The sequence below is a fragment of the Bradyrhizobium viridifuturi genome (assembly GCF_001238275.1).
In the GTDB taxonomy this organism is placed as follows: Bacteria; Pseudomonadota; Alphaproteobacteria; order Rhizobiales; family Xanthobacteraceae; genus Bradyrhizobium; species Bradyrhizobium viridifuturi.
The window spans coordinates 36285-58800 of record NZ_LGTB01000044.1 but is presented as its reverse complement, the minus strand read 5'-3'; the positions used below and the strand labels follow the sequence as shown (position 1 = coordinate 58800).

Sequence of the window (22516 nt, the reverse complement as noted above, 5' to 3'; positions counted from 1 at the left end):
CGTTCGTTTTCACGCATTGGTTGCACCGCTTGCGAAAGATGCTGGATTGATTTCTATCGGGATGACGCCGGCATGTGCGTCACGCGACAATCGCTCAAGCGCATATTGCGTCGGCGACAGTCCGGCATGACGGGTGAATGCGACGCTGAATGCGCTTGCGGAGCCGTAGCCGACGCGCTCGGCGATCTCGGCACTGCCGCTTTCGTTCTACCGGTGCGATTCCCGACGAGATCACCGACCTGGATGCGCGGTGATGCATAACATGGTGGAGCGCCATGATCCGCTCCACAATTGTCGCCGCCCACGCTTTCGAGCGAACCGCCTAGCCGTGAAGCTGTGCGTTGAGGCCGCCCCAATTTGGTGTGCGTCTGCTTGCCTCGAGAGCGCCGCTCTGGGAATTCCGGCGAAAGAGCAGGCCGTTCTGGCCCGAGAGCTCCTTGGCTTTCAGGACCCGGCCATCTTCCAAAAGGATGCGCGCGCCTGCCGTGACATAACAGCCTGCTTCGACGATGCAGTCGTCACCCAGTGAAATGCCGATACCGGCGTTGGCTCCGATCAGGCAGCGTTCCCCAACCGAATTTCGCTCTTTGCCCCCTCCGGACAGGGTGCCCATGATCGACGCTCCGCCACCGACGTCGCTGCCGCTTCCCACAACCACACCGGCGCTGATCCGGCCTTCGACCATGCAGGGACCGAGCGTACCCGCGTTAAAATTGCAGAATCCTTCATGCATGACGGTTGTGCCCGGCGCCAGATAGGCTCCGAGCCTGACGCGATCCGCATCTGCAATTCTCACGTCTTCAGGCGTCACATAATCAGTCATGCGCGGAAACTTATCGACGCCTGTCACCTCGAACGCGACACCGCGCTTCCGCGCCAGGATTCGCGCTTCCGCGACACGCGAGCATTCGCAGGGACCGAGCGTCGTCCAGGCGACGTTGGGCAGCAGCCCGAAAATTCCGTCAAGGTTCAGGCAATTCGGCTGAACGAGCCGGTGGCTCAGCAGATGGAGCCGAAGATATGCGTCGTGCACGTCGGCCGGCGCAGACGCAAGGGAGTCAATTTTGGTATGGATGGGAACGATGTCGACATTGCGGATGTCATCGTGCCGCGCATATCCGCCTGCTGACTCACCCAACGATCGGCTGATCTCCTCGCTCGCCAGCCGCAGCGTTTCTGCTTTGCCGGCCTCTGCAACCAGGCTGACCCGGAGAAACCAGGAATCCAGCACGCGACCATCAGCGGCGATCGTCGCAAATCCCTCCCCGCTCGCGCCCCTCAATTCCATCGCCATTTGAGTTTCTCACACTGCGTTCCCTACACCTGGTGCATACGCGGGTTCTGGTGGCAACACAACTTCCGGCGCCTCAAACACGTCCGCTTCGGTTCATTTTCGAGGTGGCCACAGGCGATCGCGGCGTCTTGATAAGTCAGCGTCCCGCGGAGCTAGTCTTTCATTCCCGTGATCGAGGCGCTCAGCGCCCGGGGATCGCGTCGCGGCCAGCGGCCACTTTCGACCTGTGACAGGAATTCGCCGACAATGCGGTTGTATTCGTCGGGCTCCTCGATGTTGATGGCATGGCCGCAATTCGGCATCACCGCGAGCGCGGCCGAAGGGATGCTCTGCTTCATCAGGATGCCCGGCTGCAGGCACGGCCAGTCCTCGTCGCCGGTGATGATCAGGGTCGGCACATTGATCCGCTTCATCTCGTCGACCAGCGTATAGAGCGAAGGACGCTCCTTCTGCACGCCCTGCTGGGTGTTTGCCGATCCCACCGCCGAGTGCTCGGCCAGCATGCGCTTGAACTCGGCGTGGCCGCGCGGATCCTTGTTCTCATATTGCACGCGCGTCGGCCCGTAGGCATAGCGCTCGGCGAAGGCCGGCATGCCCTCCTTGCGGATCGTGGCGGCGATCACATCAGCCTCGGCGCGGAACGTCTCGCGCTTGTCGAGCTCGGCGCCGTAGCCGCAGCCGCCGATGCAGAGCGACAGCGCCCGCGCCGGGTGGCGGATGCCGAAATGCAAGGTCGCGAAGCCGCCCATCGACAGGCCGACGATATGCGCCTTCGGCGCGCCGATGTGATCGAGCACCGCGAGGATATCGTCGGCGCGCGCGCCTGTGAGTAGGACGAGACCTGCTCCGGCACGTCCGACGGCGGAAAGCCGCGGGCATTGTAGGCGATGGTGCGGAAGCGCTTGCCGAAATGCCGCATCTGCGGCTCGTAGCTGCGCAGGTCACCGGCGAACTCGTGCACCAGGATCACCGGATGACCGGATCCTGTCTCCTCGAAATAGAGCCGTACGCCGTCATCGGTTGTCGCATAGGGCATGGTGGTCTCCTGCCTTCTTGTTTTGCGGGTTACTTCCTTGGCGTATTACGGGATGGTCGCTCCCGTCGGAGGCTTGGCACGCGGCAAATATGTGCCGTGCTCCTTGCTGCCGACAAGGGTGCCGTCATCGACGACCACCTTGCCGCGTACCATGGTCAGCACCGGCCAGCCGGTGACCTCGAGGCCTTCATAGGGCGTGTAGTCCGCGCCGTCGTGGATCAGCTCGTGACGGACCGTAACCTTGCGCTTGGGGTCCCACAGCGCGATGTCGGCATCCGAGCCGACCGCGATAGTGCCCTTGCGCGGATAGAGGCCGTAGATCTTGGCGTGGTTGGTGGCGCTGAAGGCGACAAAGCTGTTGAGGTCGATACGGCCCTTCACCACGCCCTCGGAGAACAGGATCGGCAACCGCGTCGCGACGCCGGGGATTCCGTTCGGCACCCAGCGGAAGCTGGTGCGCCCCTTGGGCGCGAGCTTGCCTTGCGGGTCGTCGTAGCGGAACGGACAATGGTCCGACGAGAACACCGAGAACACCTTCTGTTGCAGGCCTTCCCAGCACGCCTGCTGGCTCGCGACGTCGCGCGGCGGCGGCGAGCAGACGTATTTTGCGCCTTCCATGTTGAGCTGGTCGAGATCCTTCTCTGTCAGCATCAGGTATTGCGGACAGGTCTCGCCCATCACGCGCAGGCCGCGCTGCTGCGCCCGCCGGATCTCCTCCATCGCCTCGCGGTTCGAGACGTGCACGATCATGATCGGCACGTCGACGAGCTCCGACAGCGAAATGGCGCGGTGGGTGGCCTCGCGTTCGACCGGGATCGGCCGCGAGGTCGCGTGGAAGCGCGGCGCAGTGTTGCCGGCGCGTTCGAGCCGATCGGTCAGGAAGCGGATGGCGTCGAAGTTTTCCGCATGCACCATCAGCATCGCGCCGGTCTCGCGCGCCACCGACATGGTCTCGAGCAGCTCGCGATCCGACAGCGCCAGCCCCTCATAGGTCATGAAGACCTTGAGCGAAGTGTAGCCGTCCTCGACCAGCGCCGGCAGCTCCTGGCCCAGCACATGCTCGGTCGGATCGGTGACGATGAGATGGAAGGCGACGTCGACATGGCATTCGCCATCCGCCAGCGAATGATAGTGCTTCAGCGCCTCGCGCAGTGTCTGGCCTTTCTCCTGCAGGCAGAACGGCAGCACCGTGGTGTTGCCGCCGAACGCCGCCGAGCGGGTGCCGGAGGCGAAGCCATCGGCCATCACGATGCCGTCGCCGGACGGCTGGGCGAAATGGACGTGGCTATCGATGCCGCCGGGCAGCACCAGCCGGTCGGTCGCATCGATGATGGCGGTTGCCGGGCCGAGATCATGGCCGAGCGCGGTGATCTTGCCGTCGCGGATGCCGACGTCGCAGGCAAAGGTGTCGGCGGCGGTGACGACGGTGCCGCCGCGGATGATGGTGTCGAAGGACATCAGCTTGTCCCCTCCTTCGGTGCGCGATGTTCGATGATGGCGGCGAGCGGCTCGGCCAGCCCGCGCGTCGGTTTCGGATCGGGGCGGCGGAAGGTGCCGGCGACCGCCTTGCGCGGCTTGAGCACGGCGAGCGTCTCCGCCTGGCGCACAGCCGCAGCAACCGGATCGACCACGGGCACCGGAATGCGTTCGCGCACTTTCGCCGCAAGCCCGGCAAGCGGCGCGCCCGACAGGATGACGACGTCGGCGCCGTCCTGTTCGACCGCCCGGTTGGCGAGCGCGACCAGCAGCTCTTCCTTCTCGGCCTGCACCTCGGAGATCGACCGGAAGCTGCCGTCGAGCGTGCGGATGCCGGCGCAGCGTCCGCTCAGCCCATGCATCGCGACGCATTCCTCGTACCAGGGCGCCAGCGCGCCGGCAAAGGTCACGATCGCAAACCGCCGGCCGAGCATGCAGGCGGTCAGCATCGCGGCCTCGGCCAATCCCACCACGGGATAGGAGAACAGCTCGCGCGCGCCGAACAGGCCGGGATCGCCGAACGCGGCGATGATGGCAGCATCGATGCCGGGGCCGGCCTCGGCCAGCATCTCAAGCGCGATCGCACCGCCGATCTGTGCCTCGGCGCGGGTCGCGATATAGGGCACGCCGCGCGCGGCGGTCATCGGCACCAGCTCGGTGCCGGCCGAGGCCGCCTTGCTGCCGGCAGCATGGAGCAGATCGGTCACATCAGCCGTCGTGTTGGGATTGAGCAGCAGGATCTTCATGGCGCAACTTTCTTCGTCTTGCGGCCGCGCGGCGTGGCGGTCAGGTGCGCTGCTGCGGCGGCGTCCGCCTTGCCATCCAGCGCCTTTCCATCCAGCGTCTCGGCGACGATCTCGCCGGTGCGGCGCACATGGTGGGCCAGGATCTGCCCGGCGCGGGCCCGAAGCGCGGCCAAGATTTCCTGGTGCTCGCGCACCGATTCATCCCAGCGCCCGAGCACCGTGAGCGCGAAGAAGCGCGCGCGCTCGGCCCGCGCCAGCAGCGCCTCGTGCGTCGCCCTCAGCACCGCGTTGCGCGCGAAGCCGACGATCGCCGAATGGATCTGCTGGTTGGCCTGGAAATAGTCGCGCAGCTCGCCGCGGCCGTGATGCCACTCGATCTTGTCTTGCAGCGCCTCGAGCCGCTCGAAATCGGCCTCCTCCATGCGGAGTGCGGCGAGCTCGGCAGCGCAACGCTCGATGCCGCTGACGGCCTCGAACAACTCGGTCAGCTCGGCGCGGCGGAACGGCGTGATCACGGCGCTGTGGTTGAGCCTAAGCTCGACCAGGCCCTCGTTCGCCAGTTGCTTCAGCGCTTCGCGCAGCGGGGTGCGCGAAATGCCGAGCGCGTCGGACAGATCCGCCTCGCCCAGCGATTGTCCCGGCGCCAGCTCGCCGCGCACGATCATGGTGCGCAGCCGCGCCGCCGCCTGCTCGTGCAGCCCGACCCGCGGCACGCGCAGACGACGCCGTTGCAGCGCCGTCATCGCCCGCTTGGGTTCCTTGTTGCGCCTGGTCACCTTGGCTTCAGTCACCGCTAGCCTTCATTTCATGATTGGAGATCGCGGCAGCCGCCCGCAGATCGGGGTTCGTGAACAGGCTGCCCCAGCCATGCACGCGCGACGGATCGCAGCCTACAGCCGTGAGGCACGCCCACAGCGTCACCGCAATCGAGTCTAGCACAGGCACGCCAAATCGGCGCTCCAGCCGTTCGGCGGCGCCGGCGCCGCGCATGTTGGTGCATAGCACGACGGCGGCATCGCAGCCTCGTGCACCACCTGCTCGATCATACCCGCAATCTCAGCCTCGCTGACCTCGGCAAAGGAGAAATTATCCTGCAACGACAAATGCCGCTCGGCGAAGCAGTGCAGCCCTTCCGAATTCCAGTTGGCGATGATCTTGTCCTGCACGTCCCGGCGATACGGCGTCACCAATCCGATGCGTTTGGCGCCGATCCGCCGCAGCAGGTCGCGATAGGCCAGCACCGTGGTGCAGGCCTTGATCCCGGTTGCCGCCGTGATCTGCTCGCACAGGCTCTCGTCGCGATCGAAGCCGAGCCAGCTTGCCGAAGTGCCGTTCCAGGCGATCACGTCGACCTTGGCATGGGCAAGCAATTCCGCTGCGCGCAGAATCTCGCTGGCATCGAACTGGCGCAGCGCCTGCTCCGACAGCGCGATCTCCGTCACCTTGAAGCGCGAGAAATGCGCCGAGACGTCGTCGATCCCGGCCAGCATCGCGCAGGTGATCGGCTCGAGTGCGGTATTTGACGACGGCGTCAGCATGCCGAGCCGGATGGGACGTATCATTCGCGAGGCCTCATCAACCGGCCGAACCCTTGACGGGCTCGGCCGCACTTCGATTCTAGACCGGGAGTTTGCGGCTGTAATCGATCAGGGTCGAGCAGATCAACAGCGCAATGCCCGCGGCGGCGAAATACATCAGGGCCAGGAAGTAGGAACCGGTGGCCTGCACGATGAAGCCGACGATCAAGGGCGTCGTGATGCCGGCGATGTTGCCGCCGAGATTCATGCAGCCGCCGAGGAAGCCGGACTTGCCGCGGCCCGCCAGCGCCGAGGGGATCGCCCAGTACATGCCGCACCAGCGCAGGAAGAACAGCGTCGTCGACAGCAGCACCACCACCGCAACCGCATTGGTGACGTAGGCGACGAGGAAGATCGACACCGTCGCCATGATCGCAGCGATGCCGAACAGGGTGCGGAACACGGTGTTGGGCGCTCCGCCCCGCTCGCGCCAGCTATCGCCGATCCAGCCGCCGACCAGTTCGCCGACGAAGCCCGCGAAGAAGATGATGAAGGACGCGCCGCCGAGCGCCTTGATGTCGAAGCCGTGCACCTTGAACAGATAGGTCGGCATCCAGGTCAGCAGCCCGTAGAAGGTGGTGTTGAAGAACATCCAGCCGAGGCACATGCACCACACCGAGCGGAAGCGGAAATAGGCCATCCAGCTTGCGCCGGATGACGGCGGCGTCGCTGCGTCCTCGATCGCATGAGCCTCCTCGAGATAGCGCGCCTCGGCTTCGTTGACCGACGGATGCTCGCGCGGCACGTTGCGAATGTAGTACCAGGCCCACAGCCCGCACAGCATGGTGCCGATGCCGGCGACGACGAAGGCGACGCGCCAGGAGCTGAACGCCGCCATCAGCCAGGCGATCACGATCGAGCCGAGCGCCGCGCCAAGCGGTGCCCCGCCGTCGAGCAGCGTGGCGCCGCGGCCGCGTTCGGTTTGCGTCATCCAGATCGCATTGAGCTTGCCTCCGGCCGGATAGATCGGCGCTTCCGACGCGCCGAGCCCGAGCCGGGTCATGAGCAGCAGCGTCCAGCTGGTGGACAGCGCCGCCAGCGCCTGGAAGAAGCCCCAGAACAATGTCGCGAGCGCGATCACGATGCGCGGCTTGAAGCGATCGGCCAGCATGCCGCCCGGCACTTGCATCAGCGCGTAGGTCCAGAAGAACGAGCTCAGGATCAGGCCCTGCATCGCCGGATCGATGTCGAACTCCTTGGCGATGACGGGCATCGCGACCGACAACGAAGCGCGATCGATATAGTTGATCGAGATCAGGAACAGCATCAGCAGGAAGATCTTCCAGCGCACGCCGGAAGGCTTCGCCACATCTGCCATTGCGATGGTGGACACCTGATCGCTCATTGCTCGCTCCTCTGCCGGCAGATTGTTTCTTGCCCTGGCGTGACCCTCGTCATCGAAGGTCGTTGGCCTCTCCTGCCCGGCGAGAAGTCTGCTTCAAGGCGGTCGAGGCGACAAGCACATTTTGTATTCTGCATACAACTTTTTGTATCATACTGATATTGCGTTATATTATCGCTATCTAGCCTTGACATTAATCAGGTCATGGCGAGGAATTGGGCGCCGGTTCGCTTGCCCGCGCGGGATTTTTCGGGGCCTTGGCCCGGCGTTGCGGCTCCGGCGGTCGCGCAGATCGGTGCTCCGCGCTTTCCAAAAAACAGCGGTCCGCGCTTCCCGTGGAAGCGCGGACCTGTCTTGGAGCCGCTGATGCGGGCCGCTCGTCAGCGGCGGATGAAAGCCGCCACCACCGCGCTGGAGGTCGCGCAGATCGCGACGACGAGGAACACCAGCGAGGTCTGGTTATGCTTGTCCATGACATGACCGATGATGGGCTCGCCGAGACCCGCGAACAGGTAGGCGAAGGAGTTCATCACCCCGGTTGCGGTCCCTGCCCGCTTGTGGCCGACCAGGTCCGGGCACAGCGCCCAGAACGAGGATTGCGGGCCATAGGTGAAGAAGCCGCACAGGAACAGCACCGTCATGCCGAGATAGATGTCGGACGTCGGGATCGCATACATGCAGAGCGCGGTGACAGCGGCCAGCACCATGTAAAGCACGATGGCAAGGTAACGCCGCGAGCCGAACACCTTGTCCGAAATCCAGCCATTGCTGAACGCACCCACCGCCATGCCGACCGGCAGCGCGATGCTGATCCAGCGCGGATCGACCGCCGAAGTGGCGCCGGCCTTGGCCCAGTTGCTGCCGAGGAAGTGCACCGGCACCCACACCAGCAGCCCATAGCGCGCCGCGTTCTGGAAGCCGATCGAGACGCCCGCCACCAGCAGGCGCCAGTTCGACAGCACGGCCTTGTACCGCGCCAGCGAGCCCTCATTGGCGTCGACCGCGGCTTCCGTTGCTGTGACATCGTCGGCCTCGTCATGCGGCGAGGCAAAGCCCATGTCCTCCGGCTTCTCGCGCGCGATCAGATAGAACGCGATGCCGCCGAGCAGCAGCAACACGACGGGGATGCGGAAGATCCAGCGCCAGTCGAGCTGGAAATAGCCGACTACGACCAGCGAGGTGACGAACGACAGCACCGAGGCGAGACCGGCCGCGAATGTGTAAAGCCCGTAGACCGTGCCGCGCTCGTGCCGACCCCACCAGTTCGACAGCAGCCGGCTGCCGGGCGCATCCCATCGACTGGAAATAGCCATTGATGCCCCAGAACGCGGTCAGGCTGACGATGCCCGTCGACAGGCTGGTCGCCCAGTTCATGATGAAGGAGAGGATCGCGCCTGCGCTCATCACGCGGCGGCCGCCGAACTTGTCACCGAGGTTGCCGTTGATCGCCTGCCCGACGGCGTAGCACCAGAGCAGCGCCGCACTGGCCCAACCCAGCGCCTCCTTGGTGACGCCGAACTCGGCCTGGATGCCGGGAATGGCGAAGCCGAAGGTTTGCCGCCCGGTGTAGAAGAACAGATAGCAGAACATCGCCGCGAACAGCATCCGCCACTGCGCGCGGCGGAACGACGTCGCAAGCTCCGGATTCTGCACCCCGACCGAGCCGACGCTCGACGGACTGAACGTAATCGACATTGAGGCCTCCCCTTTGTTTTGGTTGATTCTGTCGGCCGCCGCGATGTTGTTGTTCTGTGCGTGCGGCCCCTCGTCGGCGCTGCTCTAGACCGGCCAGGGCAGTGAGTAGGTCTTGACGTTGGTGAAGCTCTTGATCGCCTCCTGCACGCCTTCCTTGTAGCCAAGGCCGGAGTCCTTGATCCCGCCGAACGGCGACATCTCGATCCGGTAGCCCGGCACTTCCCAGATGTTGACGGTGCCGACATCGAGCTCGTTGACGAACCGCGTGATGTAGTCGAGCCGGTTGGTGCAGACGCCGGACGACAGGCCGAACGCGGTCGAATTCGAGATCCGGATCACGCTGTCGATGTCGTTGGGCACCCGGATGATCGGGATCACCGGACCGAAGGTTTCCTGCATCACCAGCTCACTGGTGTGAGGAATCCGGTCGACCACCGTCGGCGGATACAGCGCGCCGTCGCGGCCGTTGCCGTGCAACAGTTCGGCACCGTCGGCGACCGCCGCGTTGACGCGCCGCTCGAATTCCTTGGCCGCGCCCTCATGGATGACGGTGCCGACATCGACCGTCGGGTCCATCGGATCGCCGCACTTCAGCTTGCGCGCCTTCTTCAAAACGAGGGCAGCGAAATCGTCGGCCACCGCCTCGACACAGAGGATGCGTTTGACGGCGGTGCAGCGCTGGCCGGAGTTCTTGGTCGCGCCGGTGACCGCAAGCTCCGCCGCCTTCTCGAGGTCGGCGTCTTCCATCACGATCAGGGGATCGTTGCCGCCGAGCTCAAGCACCAGGCGCTTGTAGCCTGCCCTGGTGGCGATGTGCTTGCCGACCCTCACCGAGCCGGTGAATGTCACGAGATCCGCGTCCGGATCGGTGATCATCGCATCGCCCATCGAATGCGGATTGCCTGTGACCACCGACAGCATCTCCGGCGGCAGCCCGGCCTCGTACAGCACGTCGGCGAGCGCGAGCGCGGTCAGTGGCGTCAGCTCGGTCGGCTTCAGCACCACGCGGTTGTTGGTGGCGATCGCCGGTGCGATCTTGTGGCTCACCATGTTGAGTGGATGGTTGAACGGTGTGATCGCCGAGATCGCGCCGAGCAGCGGCGTGCGCGTCGTGTAGATCTTGCGCGCCTTGCCCTGCGGGCTGATGTCGCAGGAGAAGGTCTCGCCGTCGTCCTGGATCGCGAGCTGGCCGGCAAAGGAGTAGACGTCGTAGGCGCGGCCTGCCTCGTAGAGCGAATCCTTCCAGCACAGGCCGGATTCGGCGGTGATCAGCCGCGCGAACTCCTCCTTGCGGCTTGCGAGTATCTCGGCGGTGCGCAGCAGGATGCGCTGGCGCTCGTAGCGGGTCAGCTTCGGCTTGAACGCCGCCGCCTTGGCGAAGGCGCTGCGCACATGCTCCGGCCGCGCGGCCGAACCGTGCCCACCACCTTGTTGGTGTAGGGATTGAAAACCTCGACATGCTCGTCGGTGTCGACGAGGCTGCCCGCGATCCGCATCTGCTCATGGCGAGCGGCAGCGCTCTGGATGTTCATGTTGGTGTCCTCAAGTCCGGATGTCACTGGATGCGGTTGAGCGCGACGTCGAAGGCGTCGAAATTGCGCAGGGCGTGACCGGCCGGCAGCGCAATCTTGCGGTTGGCGATCAGCGGCACCCGCTCCTCGGTCAGCCCGCCATGCGAGCGCAGCGGCTCGGTGAGGCCTGAGAGATCGTGGCGAGACTCGCTGGTGCCGAGCACCTTGTGCCTGGTCGAGATCACCACGATGTCGCCGATCCGGTCCGGCGGCAGCTCGAACCTGGCGCAGGCGTCCTTGCGGGTCAGCGCGACCTCGATGCCCTTGGTGTCGCGCAGCCGCATCAGCAGCGTGCCGACGTCGGCGCCCTCGGGCGTGTAGATCGTGGCGAACGAGCCGAGCGAGCCGTGATGGGCAACATAGGGATCGGTGATCGGCAGGATCACGCGCGCGGCGCCCGCCCCCGTCCAGTCGTCCATGACGTCCTGGAGGTAGATCACGTCGGGCTTGCCGTCCGGCAAGAACTTGTCGTTCATGCCATGGTCGGCGGTCGCCACGATGTTGCAGCCGAGTGCATCCAGCCTGGCAAGATAGCCGTCGATCATCGCGTAGAAGTCATTGGCGATCTTGGTGCCGAGCCCGACCTTGTGCTGGATGTAGTCGGTGGTCGACAGGTACATCAAATCCGGACGATGGCGCTCGACCAGCTTGACGCCGGCGGCGAACACGAAACGCGACAGATCGGCCGAGTAGACTTCCGGCAGCGGAAGGCCGACGAAATCGAGCACGTTATCGATGCCGTTATTGGCCTTGGTGGCCTGGTCGGCTTTCTCCGACGAGAACGCGATGGCGCGGCCGCTCGCATAGTCGAGCCCGTAGGCCAGCAAGGTGCGCAGCTTGTCCTTGGCGGTAACGGCAGCGACCTTGTAGCCCGCGTCATGGACCCCGGCGAGGATGGTCGGTGCGCGCAGGAATTTCGGATCGTTCATCATGACCTCGGCGTTGCTCGCCGTGTCGTAGAAATAATTGCCGGCGATGCCGTGCACCGCAGGCGGTCGTCCGGTGATGATCGAGAGGTTGTTCGGATTGGTGAAGCTCGGGATCACGCTGGCGGCATGGACATGCGCGCCCTCCTTCATGAAGCGCGCGAAGGTCGGCGCGACGCCCGCCTCGATGGCTCGCTCGATGTAGCCGGGCTCCGAACCGTCGAGGCAGATCACGACCGTCGGCCGCGTCGGCGCCTGGTAGTCGCGCCCGTTGACGGTGATGGTTTTGCGATTGTCTTGCATTATGCGTCTCCTTGTCACTGCGCCGTCGTCACGCGCTCACGGCGTCGGCATGCGCTGGGTCTGCGCTGCCTCGATCAACCGCTCCTTCGATCCCAGGAAGTTGCGGCCGCGCTCTCCTTCGAGCGAGTCCGCGATCAGCGCGTGCCATTCCGCACGCTCGATCCTGTAGGCGGCCGGATTGCAGGAGATGCCGAGCCGCGCCATGAAGTCCTCGAGATCGTCCGCGGCGCGCGCCAGGTCGGTGCCGAAGATCTGCCTGAGGCTGTCCTCGCAAAGCCCGCCTGCCCCCTTCACGCTGCGCAGCACCATCGGCAGCGAGAACGAGCAGGCGATGCCGTGCTGCACGCCGTGGCGCAGCGTGATGGGATAGGACAGCGAATGCGCAATCGCGGTCTTGGTGTTGGAGAACGCCAGCCCTGCAAACAGTGCCGCCTGCGCCATGCGGCTGCGCAGCTCGAGATTGCCGAGATCGTTGGCGAGCTTCGGCAGCACGTCGAGGACACCGCGCGCCGCCGCCACAGCGTGGTTGGCCGACACCGGATTGTTGTTGACGTTCCAGATACTCTCCAGCGCATGCGACAGCGCGTCGAGCCCGGTGCTGATGGTGAGAAGCTGCGGCTTGCCGAGCATCAGGCGCGGATCGATCACCGCATGGGTCGGATAGAGCGAGGGACGCGCCAGCGAGTATTTCTTGCCGTTGGCCTCGTCCCACACCGTGCCCCAGCACGTCACCTCGCTGCCGGTGCCCGCGGTGGTCGGCACCGCGATGATCGGGATCGCCGCAAGCCGTTCGGCGCCCTGTTGCGTCTCCAGATAGGTCTTCACGGTCGCGAAGTCGCCGCCGGCGGCAGCGAACACTTTTGCGGAGTCGATCACCGAGCCGCCGCCGAGCGCGACGATCACTTCCGGCTGTTTCGCAAGCCCGGCAAAGCGCGCGGTCTGTGCCGTGAGCAGCCGGTAGTCCGGATTGGGCGCGACGTCGCGGATTGTCAAGATCGAAGGCCCCGCCGCGGCGCGCAGCCGGCGCTCGAGTTCGTCGAAGAACGGCTCGCCATAGGTGACGAGTGCGTAGGCGCGCTTGCCGATCAGCGCCGGCAGCTTGTCGAAGCGGCCGGCCCCGAATTCGATCCTTACCGGGTTGGAATAAGTCCAGTCCATCCGCGCGTCCTCCATTTGGCGCGAAGCTACGGCACCGGCTGCTATTGACAAATTCATTCTACGGATGCGTTCTATTGATTATGTCAATAGTGTTCAGCCAGCTGCGCGCCTTCCATGCGGTCGCGGCCCATGGCGGCTTCACCGCGGCCTCGCGTGTGCTCCATGTCGGGCAGCCGACGCTGACCATCCAGGTCAAGGAGCTGGAGGAGACCTACGGCGTCGAGCTTCTGATCCGGAAGCCCAGGCATACCGAGCTCACCGAGGCCGGAGCCGCGCTGTTCGAGATCACCCGCGGCATCATGACGTTCTGCGATGAGGCCCACGACCTGTTGGCCGCGCACGGCAAGGCGACCAAGGGCCATCTCAGGGTCGCGACCGTCGGGCCGTTCCATGCCACCGAGATCATCGCCGCCTTCAAGCGCGATCACCCGGAGGTGCAGATCTCGACCCTGCTCGGCAATTCCGAGCGCACCTTCCGCCACATCGTCGACTTCGAGGCCGACGTCGCGATCCTGGCCGAGGTGCCCGAAGACCCGCGCGTCACCATGATCCCGTACCGCACCCACCGCGTGATCGTGTTCGTCAATCGCGATCACCCCTGGTTCAAGCGCAAGTCGGTCAGGCTGCGCGAACTTGCCGACCAGCCGATCGTGTTGCGCGAACGCGGCTCAACCACCCGGCGCGCCTTCGAGGCGACGATGCAGGCCGAGGGCATCAGCATCGAGCCGGTATTCGAGATCGAAAGCCGCGAAGGCGTCTGGAAGGCGGTTGAGCGCGGGCTCGGCATCAGCGTCGTCGCCGACTTCGAATTCGTGCCGCATCCGAACCTGCGCGCGCTCGAAATCAGCGACCGCACCATCAAGACCCAGTACAGCATCGCCCATCACAGCGGGCGCAGCCACTCCCCGATCATCAAGGCGTTCATCGATACGGTTCGGCGGATGAAGGGCAGCGGCCGCAGCAGGTAAAGCGCTCGCGCGCCGCACGCATGCGCCAATCCAATTGCGACCGTCAGGCCGCGGCTGCTTGAAGTCGGCGCTCCCAGGGCAGCCTCGGAACCTTCACTGCAAACGCGCCATCGCCGAGCAGCGCCTGCACGGCCAGCATGATCGCCCAGACGAACGGCAGCTCCCAGCCCGCTTCCGTGAACCAATAGCCTTTCCGCTGCATCCAGAACTGGGTTGCGCCGAGCATCATCGGGATCGCGTAGATACTGATCCAGCGCGTATAGATGCCAAGCAGCAGCAGAACCGCCGCGCCGAATTCGGCGCTCAAGGCATAGCCAAGAACCCATTCGGGATAACCGAGCTTGGCAAGGCCGTTCCACCACAGGCTGATCGGCTTGAGCACGCACTTGCCGTAGAGATGCGCGATGAACAGCCCCGCAATCGTCACGCGCAACAGCAAGGCAGCATAAGGGGCAGTTCTCTGATCGATCATGAGCACCTCCCAAGGAGTCGTCTGTCGCAATCCCAGAATAGTGATGATCAGCCGGGCTTGCGCCGCGGTCGCAAACTATGCGTCCTCGTCGAAGCGAGCCAAGGCGGCCTCGATGAGCTCGATCTCCTCGCGGAGCGTGTCATTCACGACCGATGGCCTGAAGCCTGGGACGCTGTGTGCTTGAACACCGTCCAACAGCCGTTGGCGGTGGTCCCTGAGGTCCTGCAGCGCTTGACGGTTCTTCAACGATACATAGCCGGCAATGATCTGCTCGATGGCGTTCATTGGAAATCCACGGTTCAAAAATAGCGTGCTGCAATCCCTCGATTAAAACGGCTAAATGGCTATCCTGGCAAGCCCCATGACGCTGTGCCGGAAGCTCGCTCGCGCCGCCGCGGTCGCATGGTGGAGATCTATGATGGGGTCTTCGGCTCGGCCTTGAGTGCGAACAGCGCCAGAAGCGCGGCCACGCTGAGTGCCGATGTGACTGCCAGCGTGTAGCCGCCGAGCGGCGAGATCAGGAAACCGAAAACCAGCGGTGCGATGGCCTGGGACAGCCGCGACGGTGCACCGAGCAGCCCCAGGCGGTAGCCGTAGTCCTTCGGACCGAAGATCGCCAGCGGCAGCGTGCCGCGCGCAATCGTCAGGATTCCATTTCCGGCACCGTGCAACAGAGCGAAGACTCCCGCGAAGCCACCGCCAAACAGGCCGATGACGCACGCACCCAGCGGATGCGTGATGCAGGCCAATCTCGCCGACCACAGCGGGTGGAAGCGCTTGAGCAGGCTCGCTTCGACAATCCGCGCCGCCACCTGCGCCGGGCCGATCAATGCGCCCGCCGCGATCGCCTGCGGCTGCGTCGCGCCGAGTGATTCCAGAATGCGGGGCAAATGCACGGCCATCGCCGACGTGACGCTCCAGGCCGCCGCGAAGGCAAAGGCAAGCAACACCATCGCACGGTCGATCGGGATATGCGGGTTGGCTGCATCCGCCGTGATCCGGTGTTCTCGCTTCAGCCTGGGGATCAGGAGGCCATTGAGCGGCAAGCAAATCAGAACATGTGCAGCCGCCCAGCCGAAGCAGGTCCAGCGCCAGCCGATGGTTGAGAGGCCCCACGCGCTGAGCGGCCAGCCGATCGTGCTGGCAAACCCTGCGATCAAGGTGATGCCGGTGATGGAGCGGCGCGCGGTGTCGCCATAGATGCGCCCGAGCGCAGCGAAGGCCGCATCGTACAGACCAAGGCCCATGCCGACGCCGAGCAGTAGCCAGCTCACTGCCATCAGCACACCGCCCTGCGCAAGCCCAAGCAGGATCAGCCCGGACGCCAGAATAAGGTTGGACGCGCAGAGCACTTCGCGCCCGCCCATGCGGTCGATCTGGCGGCCGACGCGCGGACCGAGCAATCCGGAAATCACCAGCGCCATCGAAAACGCGGCGAACAGCCAGTTCGTCGATATGCCGAGATCTCGCGCGATCGGGTCCGCGAGAATCGCGGGCAGATAGTAGCTCGACGCCCAGGCAAGGGTTTGCGTGGTGCCGAGCGCGACGATCAGCAGGTTATCGGCGCGGCGGCTCATCCGGCGCGCGCACCCGGCGTCTTGGGCGATACCACTTCGCCGTCTTCCTTGACGAACTGGCCGATATCGGTGGCGAGAAGGTCAAGGACAGCTTCGGACGGCCGGCACAGTTTCGCGCCCTTCGGCGAGACCACGATCGGCCGGTTGATCAGGATCGGATGCGCCATCATGAAATCGATCAGCTCGTCGTCGCTCCATTTCGGATTGCCGAGATCGAGCGCGGCGAAGGGCGTGCCCTTCTCGCGGAGCAGCGCACGCGGTGTCATGCCCATGGCAGCGATCAGCGAGACAAGCTTGTCGCGCGAGGGAGGATTCTTGAGATATTCGACGATCTCGGGCTCCTCCCCGCTCTGTCGGATCATCGCCAGGGTGTTACGCGAGGTCCCGCAATCGGGATTGTGATAGATCGTGATCGTCATCGGATTGCTTCCTTTGTCGGTTCCGCGCCCCGCAGGAGCCACGTCATGAATGCGAGCGCGACGATCGCTCCCAAAACTTCGGCGACGATGAAGCCCGGCAGGTCCTGCGCGCGGATGCCGGAAAACGTGTCGGTGAATGATCGCGCGATCGCGACCGCCGGATTGGCGAAGGATGTTGATGCGGTGAACCAGTATGCGGCAGTGATATAGAGCCCGACCAGCCATGGAATCGCGGCCTCGCGAAAGCGGAGGCCACCGATGATCGTTGCGACCAGTCCGAACGCTGCAACGAATTCCGCAAACCACTGCGGAAATCCCGTCCTTGCCTTTGCGGAGAACTCCAGGAGGGGCAGGCCGAACATGGCATGTGCGATGATTGCGCCCAGGATTCCCCCGAGCACTTGTGCCGCGATGTACTGCGCGGCGTGCGGCGGACGAAGCTCGCCCTTGAGCGTGAACACCAGCGTGACCGCCGGATTGAAGTGCGCACCGGATACCGGCCCAAGGATCGTGATCAGCACCACCAGAATGGCGCCGGTCGGAAGCGTGTTGCCGAGCAGCGCCAATGCGACGTCCTTGGTCAGGGTCTCGGCCATGATGCCGGAGCCGACGACGGTCGCGACCAGCAGCAACGTACCAAGCCCTCGGCCGCAAGGCGTCGTGGCAGGTCGAACTCCCTCATCAGGCCCGCGCCTTCTTCTTGGCCGTGGAGGGCCGGCACTGGGCATCGGCGAGCGCCGGAACGCAGATTTCCGGGTGGCCGGCGCAGCAATCCTTCATCAGGAAGGCGATGAGATCGCTCAAGCCGGTGAAATCCGCCGAATAGATGATCGAACGCGCCTCACGGCGCGGCGCGATCAAGCCGGCATGCTCGAGGTCCTTCAGATGAAAGGACACGTTGGACGGCGACGCTGCGACCGCCTCGGCGATCGCCCCTGCCGCCATTCCGTCGGGACCCGCCTGCACCAGCAACCGCACGATCCGCAGCCGCGTTTCCTGCGACAGCGCGGCGAAGGCGGTTCGGGCTTGACGCTCGTCCATCTTTCGATAATCCTACAATTCAATAATCATTGAAATGAGGATAGCAGCCGTGAACACGCTTGCCAATACCCGATCGATCGTCGGCGCCCTGCTTCCGGTAGACGAGCTCTCATCCGAAGCGCTGCTTTCCGGCCTCGAGGCGCACAAGGAAAAGCAGCTGATCTTCAGCTACGACGGCCGGGACGTCCGCCCCAGCTACCACGTGACCGAGGTCAAGACCGGTTCGTTCAGAGGACTCGATTGCGGCGCGAACCCCGAGAGCTGGAGCGAGACCTTCATTCAACTCTGGGACATCGAGGAGGAAAACCGCGGCCATATGCCGGCCGGCAAGTTCCTCGCAATCATCCGCAAGGTCGACGAAGCGGTCGGCTTCGATCCGCAGGCCAAGCTGACCTTTGAGGTGAGCGACGGCGTGCGGCCGATGCAAATCTATCGCGCGGAGCGCATGGACGTCGGCGACACCGCGATCTGCGTCTATCTCTCGGCGCGTCCGTCGAGCTGCAAGCCCCGCGACCGGTGGCTGCAGGAACAGCAATCCTGCTGCGCTCCAAAGGCCAAGCAGCCTTGCTGCGGCTGAACGCCGATCACTGGGGCCGCTGTCCCCTGCATGGTTATCGATCCTGGCTTTCGCCAGGACGACGGCGGCGAATGTGGCGCGTTGGCGCGATCTATTCGCTGACAATGATGGCGAAGAACGCCCTACCCGCTCAAGCGGCGGTCGGCTCGCTCGACAGAGCGGCGAACACGGTTTCCGGCGAATGCGCGATCACGGCGAGCAGCGCGCGAGCGGGTCCCCGCGGCGCGCGCTTGCCCTGCTCCCAGTTGCGGATGGTTTCCACGGGTACGCCGAGCTTGGCGGCGAATTCGAGCTGGGTGAGCTGGGCGCGGCGGCGCAGATCCCGCACCGCGGGTCGCGCGACCGCAGGGTGCATCGCCACCTCGGCCGGGTGTGCGGGCACGAGCGGGATTTCCTGCCCGTCGCGCAATTCGACGATCCGTCCGTCCGCCTTGAGCCGCAACCGCTGCATGATGGCCCCCGTGATGGCCCCTTTGGAGATAGGAGCATCATCCGCCAACCCCGTTAAGGCGCGATTAACGATAAACCGGCCCTCGGGCGCCGGCCTATTTCAGCCCGAACCACAACGTGGCGATGCCGAGAAACGAGAAGAAGCCGACCACGTCGGTGACGGTCGTGACGAAGGTGCCGGAGGCGACCGCAGGATCGGCGCGCACCCGTTCCAGCACCATCGGAATCAGGATGCCGCCGAGCGCGCCGGCAACCAGGTTGCAGATGATCGCAAGCCCGATCACGACGCCAAGGCCCGGGATCTTGAACCAGGCCACCGCGGCGATGCCGGTGATCACCGCAAAGGCGATGCCGTTGACGAGACCGACCATGGTCTCGCGCAGCACCACGCGCATGGCGTTGAACGCACCGAGCTCGCGGGTGGCGAGCGCGCGCACCGCGACCGTCATGGTCTGGGTCGCGGCATTGCCGCCCTGGCTCGCCACGATCGGCGCCAGCACCGCGAGCGCCACCATTTTCTCGAGCTGGCCTTCGAACAGGCCGAGCACCGACGAGGCCAGGAACGCGGTGGCGAGATTGACCAGCAGCCAGTTGAAGCGGCCGCGGGCGATGGTCCAGACCGTGTCGGACAGCTCTTCGGGATGGGTGACGCCGCCGAGCGCCTTGAGGTCCTCGTCGGCCTCCTCCTCGATCACGTCGACGACGTCGTCGATGGTGATCACGCCGACCAGCCGGTCAATGGTGTCGACCACGGGCGCTGCGACCAGATTGTACTTGCCGAACATCCGCGCGACTTCTTCCTGGTCCTCCAGCGCGGAGACCCGGCGACGGTCCTCGTCGATCAGGTCCGCGATCGGAACCGGGCGGCGCGTGCGCAGCAGCACGTCGAGCGGCACCGCGCCCAGCAGATGCTTGTCGGCATCGACCACATAGATCTCGTAAAATCGATCGGGCAGATCGGGCGTATCGCGCATGTAGTCGATCGCCTGCCCGACCTTCCAGTCCGGCGGGACTGCGATGAACTCGGTCTGCATCCGCCGGCCGGCGGAATTCTCCGGATACAGCAGGCTGCGCTCGATGTCCTCGCGCTCGGCCGCCGGCAGCTTTTCCAGGATCTCTTCCTGGTCCTCCTCGTCGAGGCTTTCCAGGAGCTCGACGGCGTCATCGGATTCGAGCTCGCGGACGCCCTCCGCGACCGTCTCCGGCTCGAGTTCCTCAAGGATTTCCTCGCGGACCGTCTCGTCGACCTCGTTGAGCGCCGAGAAGTCGAAATCGGTGCCCGTGATCTCGACCAGGGTGACGCGGTCGTCCGGCTCCAGCGCCGCAATCAGGTCGCCGAGGTCCGCCTCGTGCAGTTCCGCCACGACCTCGCACAGCAGCGGCCGGTCGGCGGCATGGATCGCCCGGGTGATCTCCTCGACGAATTCCGGGCGGAGCTGGCCCTCCTCGTCCCGCATCGGCATCCGGGCGAGCGGGTCGGCCTCGGCGGGTTCGGCAACGTCGATATTCTCGGCCATGCCGTGTTTCGCCGGTTTGACAGGAGGTGAAAAACTGCTTGATTGATGCGGACCGGATTACCTAATCGGCGGGGGCCAGTGCAATGAGAAATATGTCGAGCGCACCACGACCGATCCTGAACGTCATCGCGACGTTGCTCGCACTCGCGCCTTGTGCGCTGTTCGGCACGGCGCACGCCGCCGAATGCCTTCGCAAGGATGCGCTCGGCACCTCGCGTGTGCTCGAGGTCGATCCTGCGACCTATCCGCGCGTCGGGCTGAAGAGCTTCCCGCAGACCCTGCCGCTCAGGGATGGCGAGGTCGTGCTGACCTTCGACGACGGACCGACGCCCGGTGTCACCGACAAGGTGCTGACGGCGCTGGCCGCCGAATGCGTGCAGGCCACCTTCTTCATGGTCGGCCGCAACGCGGCTGATCACCCCGACATGGTGCGCAAGATCGCCCGCCTCGGCCACACTATCGGCTACCACACCTGGGACCATCCGCATCTCAACAAGATGCCGCTCGATCAGGCCGAGGCGAACATCAACCGAGGGATCGAAGCGGTCCAGATGGCCCTGCGCGGCACCGCCAGCACGGTCCCGAGCACGCCGTTCTTCCGGTTCCCCTATTTCGAGTCGACACCTGCGCTGCTCGGGCGCCTGGAAAAGCGCGGTATCGCGGTGTTCGGAGCCGATTTCTGGGCCAGCGATTGGAACAAGATGACCCCCGAGGAGGAACTCAAGCTGCTCACCGGGCGGCTCGAAGGCCACCGCAAGGGAATTATCCTGCTGCATGACCCGCAAATGCGGACCGCCGAGATGCTTCCGGCCTTTCTAAGGTACCTGCAGGAGCATAATTATCACATCGTCCACATCGTCCCGGCGGCGATGAAGACCGTGTCTGACCGGACACGTTGAACCCGGCACCCAAGCTGGATTACAGACCGTTAAGGCGGCATTCATGGGGCCGCCCTTAAGGATTCGTCAGTGCGTTTGGAATGCGGCCGAGATGCGATGATTGCAAACGTCCTGGTGATGATCCAGAAGCGGTCGCGGACCGTGATCGGCGCGGCACTGCTGGGCTGCTCCTTCATGACGCCGCAGGCCGCCCTAGCTGCGGACTGCCCAGGTAACCCCAACGCGCTCGGCACCTCGCGGACCATCGTCGTCGATCCCAAGGAGCATCCGCGGATCGGCACCATGCAGTATCCGGAGACGCTGCCGCTCGCCGATCACGAGGTGGTGCTGACCTTCGACGACGGGCCGTTGCCGAAATACAGCAACCAGGTGCTGGCCATCCTCGCCAGCCAGTGCGTCAAGGCGACCTTCTTCACGATCGGCTCCCAGGCCCGGTTCAATCCGGAGGGCGTGCGCAAGCTGATCGCGGCTGGCCATACCGTCGGCACGCACAGCCAGAACCATCCGCTGACGATGAACAAGATGCCGCTCGAGCGGGTGAAGCAGGAGGTCGACGACGGCATCGCCTCGACGCTCGCCGCGCTCAACGGTGACAAGAGCAAGCTCGCGCCGTTCTTCCGGATTCCCGGCCTGATGCGCGCCGAGATCCCGGAAGCCTATCTGGCGTCGCAGGGCATCCAGGTCTGGAGCGCCGACTTCCCGGCCGACGACTGGCGCCACATCTCGCCGCAGCGGGTCTACGACCTCGCGATCCAGCGCATCGAAGCCAAGCACAAGGGCATCCTGCTGCTGCACGACATCCAGCCGCGCACGGTGGCGGCGCTGCCGCGCATCCTCAACACGCTGAAAGAGCGCGGCTACCGCATCGTCCACGTCGTGCCGGCGAAACCTGACCGTCCGGCGACGCCAACTGAGCCACAGCAATGGTTCATGCATCCGCCGACCGAGACGGTGGCGACCACGCGCTGGCCGAGAATCCCCAACTTCGTCTTCACCGCGACGCGGATGCTGCCGGCACCTGTCTTTGCCGATCTGGATTGGCGTGACGCCGACATCCTCGACCATGCCCAGCGCGCCCGGATCGGCGTGCCGGTCCGCACGGCATGGCCGCAGCCGCAGGTCGCGCAGCTCGCGCCGGTCTCGACATTGCCGATCCCGGCGGCCGACGTGTTTCGCGTTCCCGAAGCGCTGGACCTGACCCTGCTCGCGGCCCGCTCGGCGACGAATCGACGCCTCGCGCAGCGCGCGGCTGCTCCAGCCGCCGGCACACCGCGCGCACAGGCGATCTCGGCGCGGCAGGCGAGGCATCCGAAGCAAGCCGCGCATCAGATCCCTGCGGCGGCTCATGGCAAAGGCCGCGGCGGGCCCATGCACGTCGCGCCGCCAGCTGCAAGCAACGCATCGATTCACGTCGCCAAGCGCACCCCGCGCGCCGAAGCCTCGGCGGCCGGCAAGCGCGTGCAGGACTAGCG

The 22516-nt window shown here is 65.1% G+C and carries 20 protein-coding genes and 5 pseudogenes; 4 read left to right on the top strand and 21 right to left on the bottom strand.

Annotated features, from left to right (window positions below; genetic code table 11):
• Nucleotides 1–9: 9 nt before the first annotated feature.
• The 13 genes and pseudogenes from ALC15_RS46660 to psrA form a co-directional block, all read right to left on the bottom strand.
• Nucleotides 10–198: pseudogene (locus ALC15_RS46660) on the bottom strand (helix-turn-helix transcriptional regulator); the annotation flags it as partial.
• 124 nt (nucleotides 199–322) lie between these two features.
• Entirely contained in the window at nucleotides 323–1294 is a 972-nt protein-coding gene (gene dapD / locus ALC15_RS32775) for a 2,3,4,5-tetrahydropyridine-2,6-dicarboxylate N-succinyltransferase (protein WP_050630858.1), read from the bottom strand.
• Between the two features lie 152 nt (nucleotides 1295–1446).
• Entirely contained in the window at nucleotides 1447–2091 is a 645-nt protein-coding gene (locus ALC15_RS32770) for an alpha/beta fold hydrolase (RefSeq protein WP_244486346.1), read from the bottom strand.
• 284 nt (nucleotides 2092–2375) lie between these two features.
• The gene (hydA, locus tag ALC15_RS32765) at nucleotides 2376–3788 is read right to left on the bottom strand and encodes a dihydropyrimidinase (protein ID WP_200914715.1); all 1413 of its coding nucleotides are present in this window, start codon (nucleotides 3786–3788) and stop codon (nucleotides 2376–2378) included.
• A complete protein-coding gene (locus tag ALC15_RS32760; RefSeq protein WP_050630857.1) occupies nucleotides 3788–4552 on the bottom strand; it encodes an aspartate/glutamate racemase family protein in 765 nt (254 codons plus the stop codon). Before ALC15_RS32760 ends, hydA begins: the two co-directional genes overlap by 1 nt.
• On the bottom strand, nucleotides 4549–5343 hold the full coding sequence (locus tag ALC15_RS32755) for a GntR family transcriptional regulator (protein WP_063781904.1): 795 nt from the start codon (nucleotides 5341–5343) through the stop codon (nucleotides 4549–4551). The genes ALC15_RS32760 and ALC15_RS32755 overlap by 4 nt, the downstream gene beginning before the upstream one ends.
• Nucleotides 5336–6114, bottom strand: a pseudogene (locus ALC15_RS32750) (maleate cis-trans isomerase family protein). The gene ALC15_RS32755 and the pseudogene ALC15_RS32750 overlap by 8 nt, the downstream one beginning before the upstream one ends.
• Before the next feature lie 55 nt (nucleotides 6115–6169).
• On the bottom strand, nucleotides 6170–7474 hold the full coding sequence (locus ALC15_RS32745) for an MFS transporter (RefSeq protein WP_050630856.1): 1305 nt from the start codon (nucleotides 7472–7474) through the stop codon (nucleotides 6170–6172).
• Between the two features lie 377 nt (nucleotides 7475–7851).
• Complete coding sequence (locus tag ALC15_RS32740; protein WP_283806325.1) at nucleotides 7852–8784, bottom strand: MFS transporter; 933 nt, start codon at nucleotides 8782–8784, stop codon at nucleotides 7852–7854.
• Between the two features lie 37 nt (nucleotides 8785–8821).
• Nucleotides 8822–9061: pseudogene (locus tag ALC15_RS47345) on the bottom strand (MFS transporter); the annotation flags it as partial.
• Between the two features lie 189 nt (nucleotides 9062–9250).
• Nucleotides 9251–10698 (bottom strand): annotated as a pseudogene (phnY, locus tag ALC15_RS32735) (phosphonoacetaldehyde dehydrogenase).
• Nucleotides 10699–10721: 23 nt separating this feature from the next.
• Nucleotides 10722–11969 (bottom strand): phosphonoacetate hydrolase, encoded by a 1248-nt coding sequence (phnA, locus tag ALC15_RS32730; protein WP_200914716.1) that lies wholly within the window; start codon nucleotides 11967–11969, stop codon nucleotides 10722–10724.
• Between the two features lie 33 nt (nucleotides 11970–12002).
• Nucleotides 12003–13124, bottom strand: a complete 1122-nt coding sequence (gene psrA, locus ALC15_RS32725; protein WP_050630887.1) for an iron-containing alcohol dehydrogenase PsrA — start codon at nucleotides 13122–13124, stop codon at nucleotides 12003–12005.
• 80 nt (nucleotides 13125–13204) lie between these two features.
• Between psrA and ALC15_RS32720 the strand changes: the two genes are divergently transcribed.
• Nucleotides 13205–14092 (top strand): LysR substrate-binding domain-containing protein, encoded by an 888-nt coding sequence (locus ALC15_RS32720; RefSeq protein WP_050630854.1) that lies wholly within the window; start codon nucleotides 13205–13207, stop codon nucleotides 14090–14092.
• A 43-nt stretch (nucleotides 14093–14135) separates the two neighbouring features.
• Here the strand turns inward: ALC15_RS32720 and ALC15_RS32715 are convergent, their stop codons facing one another.
• The 6 genes and pseudogenes from ALC15_RS32715 to ALC15_RS32690 all read right to left on the bottom strand — a co-directional run bounded on the left by ALC15_RS32715 (nucleotide 14136) and on the right by ALC15_RS32690 (nucleotide 17601).
• Nucleotides 14136–14564 (bottom strand): DoxX family protein, encoded by a 429-nt coding sequence (locus tag ALC15_RS32715; protein ID WP_050630853.1) that lies wholly within the window; start codon nucleotides 14562–14564, stop codon nucleotides 14136–14138.
• Between the two features lie 75 nt (nucleotides 14565–14639).
• The gene (locus ALC15_RS32710; protein ID WP_050630852.1) at nucleotides 14640–14849 is read right to left on the bottom strand and encodes a hypothetical protein; all 210 of its coding nucleotides are present in this window, start codon (nucleotides 14847–14849) and stop codon (nucleotides 14640–14642) included.
• A 128-nt stretch (nucleotides 14850–14977) separates the two neighbouring features.
• Nucleotides 14978–16141 carry an MFS transporter gene (locus tag ALC15_RS32705; protein WP_050630851.1) on the bottom strand — a complete coding sequence of 388 codons (1164 nt, stop codon included), beginning with the start codon at nucleotides 16139–16141 and terminating at the stop codon, nucleotides 14978–14980.
• Nucleotides 16138–16560, bottom strand: coding sequence for an arsenate reductase (glutaredoxin) (gene arsC / locus ALC15_RS32700; protein WP_050630850.1), 423 nt, complete (start codon nucleotides 16558–16560; stop codon nucleotides 16138–16140). The genes ALC15_RS32705 and arsC overlap by 4 nt, the downstream gene beginning before the upstream one ends.
• Nucleotides 16557–17242, bottom strand: a pseudogene (locus ALC15_RS32695) (aquaporin). The gene arsC and the pseudogene ALC15_RS32695 overlap by 4 nt, the downstream one beginning before the upstream one ends.
• Entirely contained in the window at nucleotides 17242–17601 is a 360-nt protein-coding gene (locus tag ALC15_RS32690; RefSeq protein WP_050630849.1) for an ArsR/SmtB family transcription factor, read from the bottom strand. The pseudogene ALC15_RS32695 and the gene ALC15_RS32690 overlap by 1 nt, the downstream one beginning before the upstream one ends.
• A gap of 49 nt (nucleotides 17602–17650) precedes the next feature.
• Here ALC15_RS32690 and ALC15_RS32685 point away from each other — a divergent pair, with 49 nt between their 5' ends.
• Nucleotides 17651–18178, top strand: coding sequence for a DUF6428 family protein (locus ALC15_RS32685; protein ID WP_050630848.1), 528 nt, complete (start codon nucleotides 17651–17653; stop codon nucleotides 18176–18178).
• A 130-nt stretch (nucleotides 18179–18308) separates the two neighbouring features.
• Here ALC15_RS32685 and ALC15_RS32680 read toward each other — a convergent pair whose 3' ends face one another.
• Together ALC15_RS32680 and mgtE are read right to left on the bottom strand one after the other, a co-directional pair.
• Nucleotides 18309–18629, bottom strand: a complete 321-nt coding sequence (locus ALC15_RS32680; protein ID WP_050630847.1) for a helix-turn-helix domain-containing protein — start codon at nucleotides 18627–18629, stop codon at nucleotides 18309–18311.
• 94 nt (nucleotides 18630–18723) lie between these two features.
• Nucleotides 18724–20145, bottom strand: coding sequence for a magnesium transporter (gene mgtE / locus ALC15_RS32675; protein ID WP_050630846.1), 1422 nt, complete (start codon nucleotides 20143–20145; stop codon nucleotides 18724–18726).
• A gap of 83 nt (nucleotides 20146–20228) precedes the next feature.
• On the opposite strand from mgtE, the gene ALC15_RS32670 reads away from it, so the two are divergent.
• Together ALC15_RS32670 and ALC15_RS32665 are read left to right on the top strand one after the other, a co-directional pair.
• Nucleotides 20229–21044, top strand: a complete 816-nt coding sequence (locus ALC15_RS32670; RefSeq protein WP_094194246.1) for a polysaccharide deacetylase family protein — start codon at nucleotides 20229–20231, stop codon at nucleotides 21042–21044.
• 96 nt (nucleotides 21045–21140) lie between these two features.
• A complete protein-coding gene (locus ALC15_RS32665) occupies nucleotides 21141–22514 on the top strand; it encodes a polysaccharide deacetylase family protein (protein WP_050630845.1) in 1374 nt (457 codons plus the stop codon).
• Nucleotides 22515–22516: the final 2 nt, after the last annotated feature.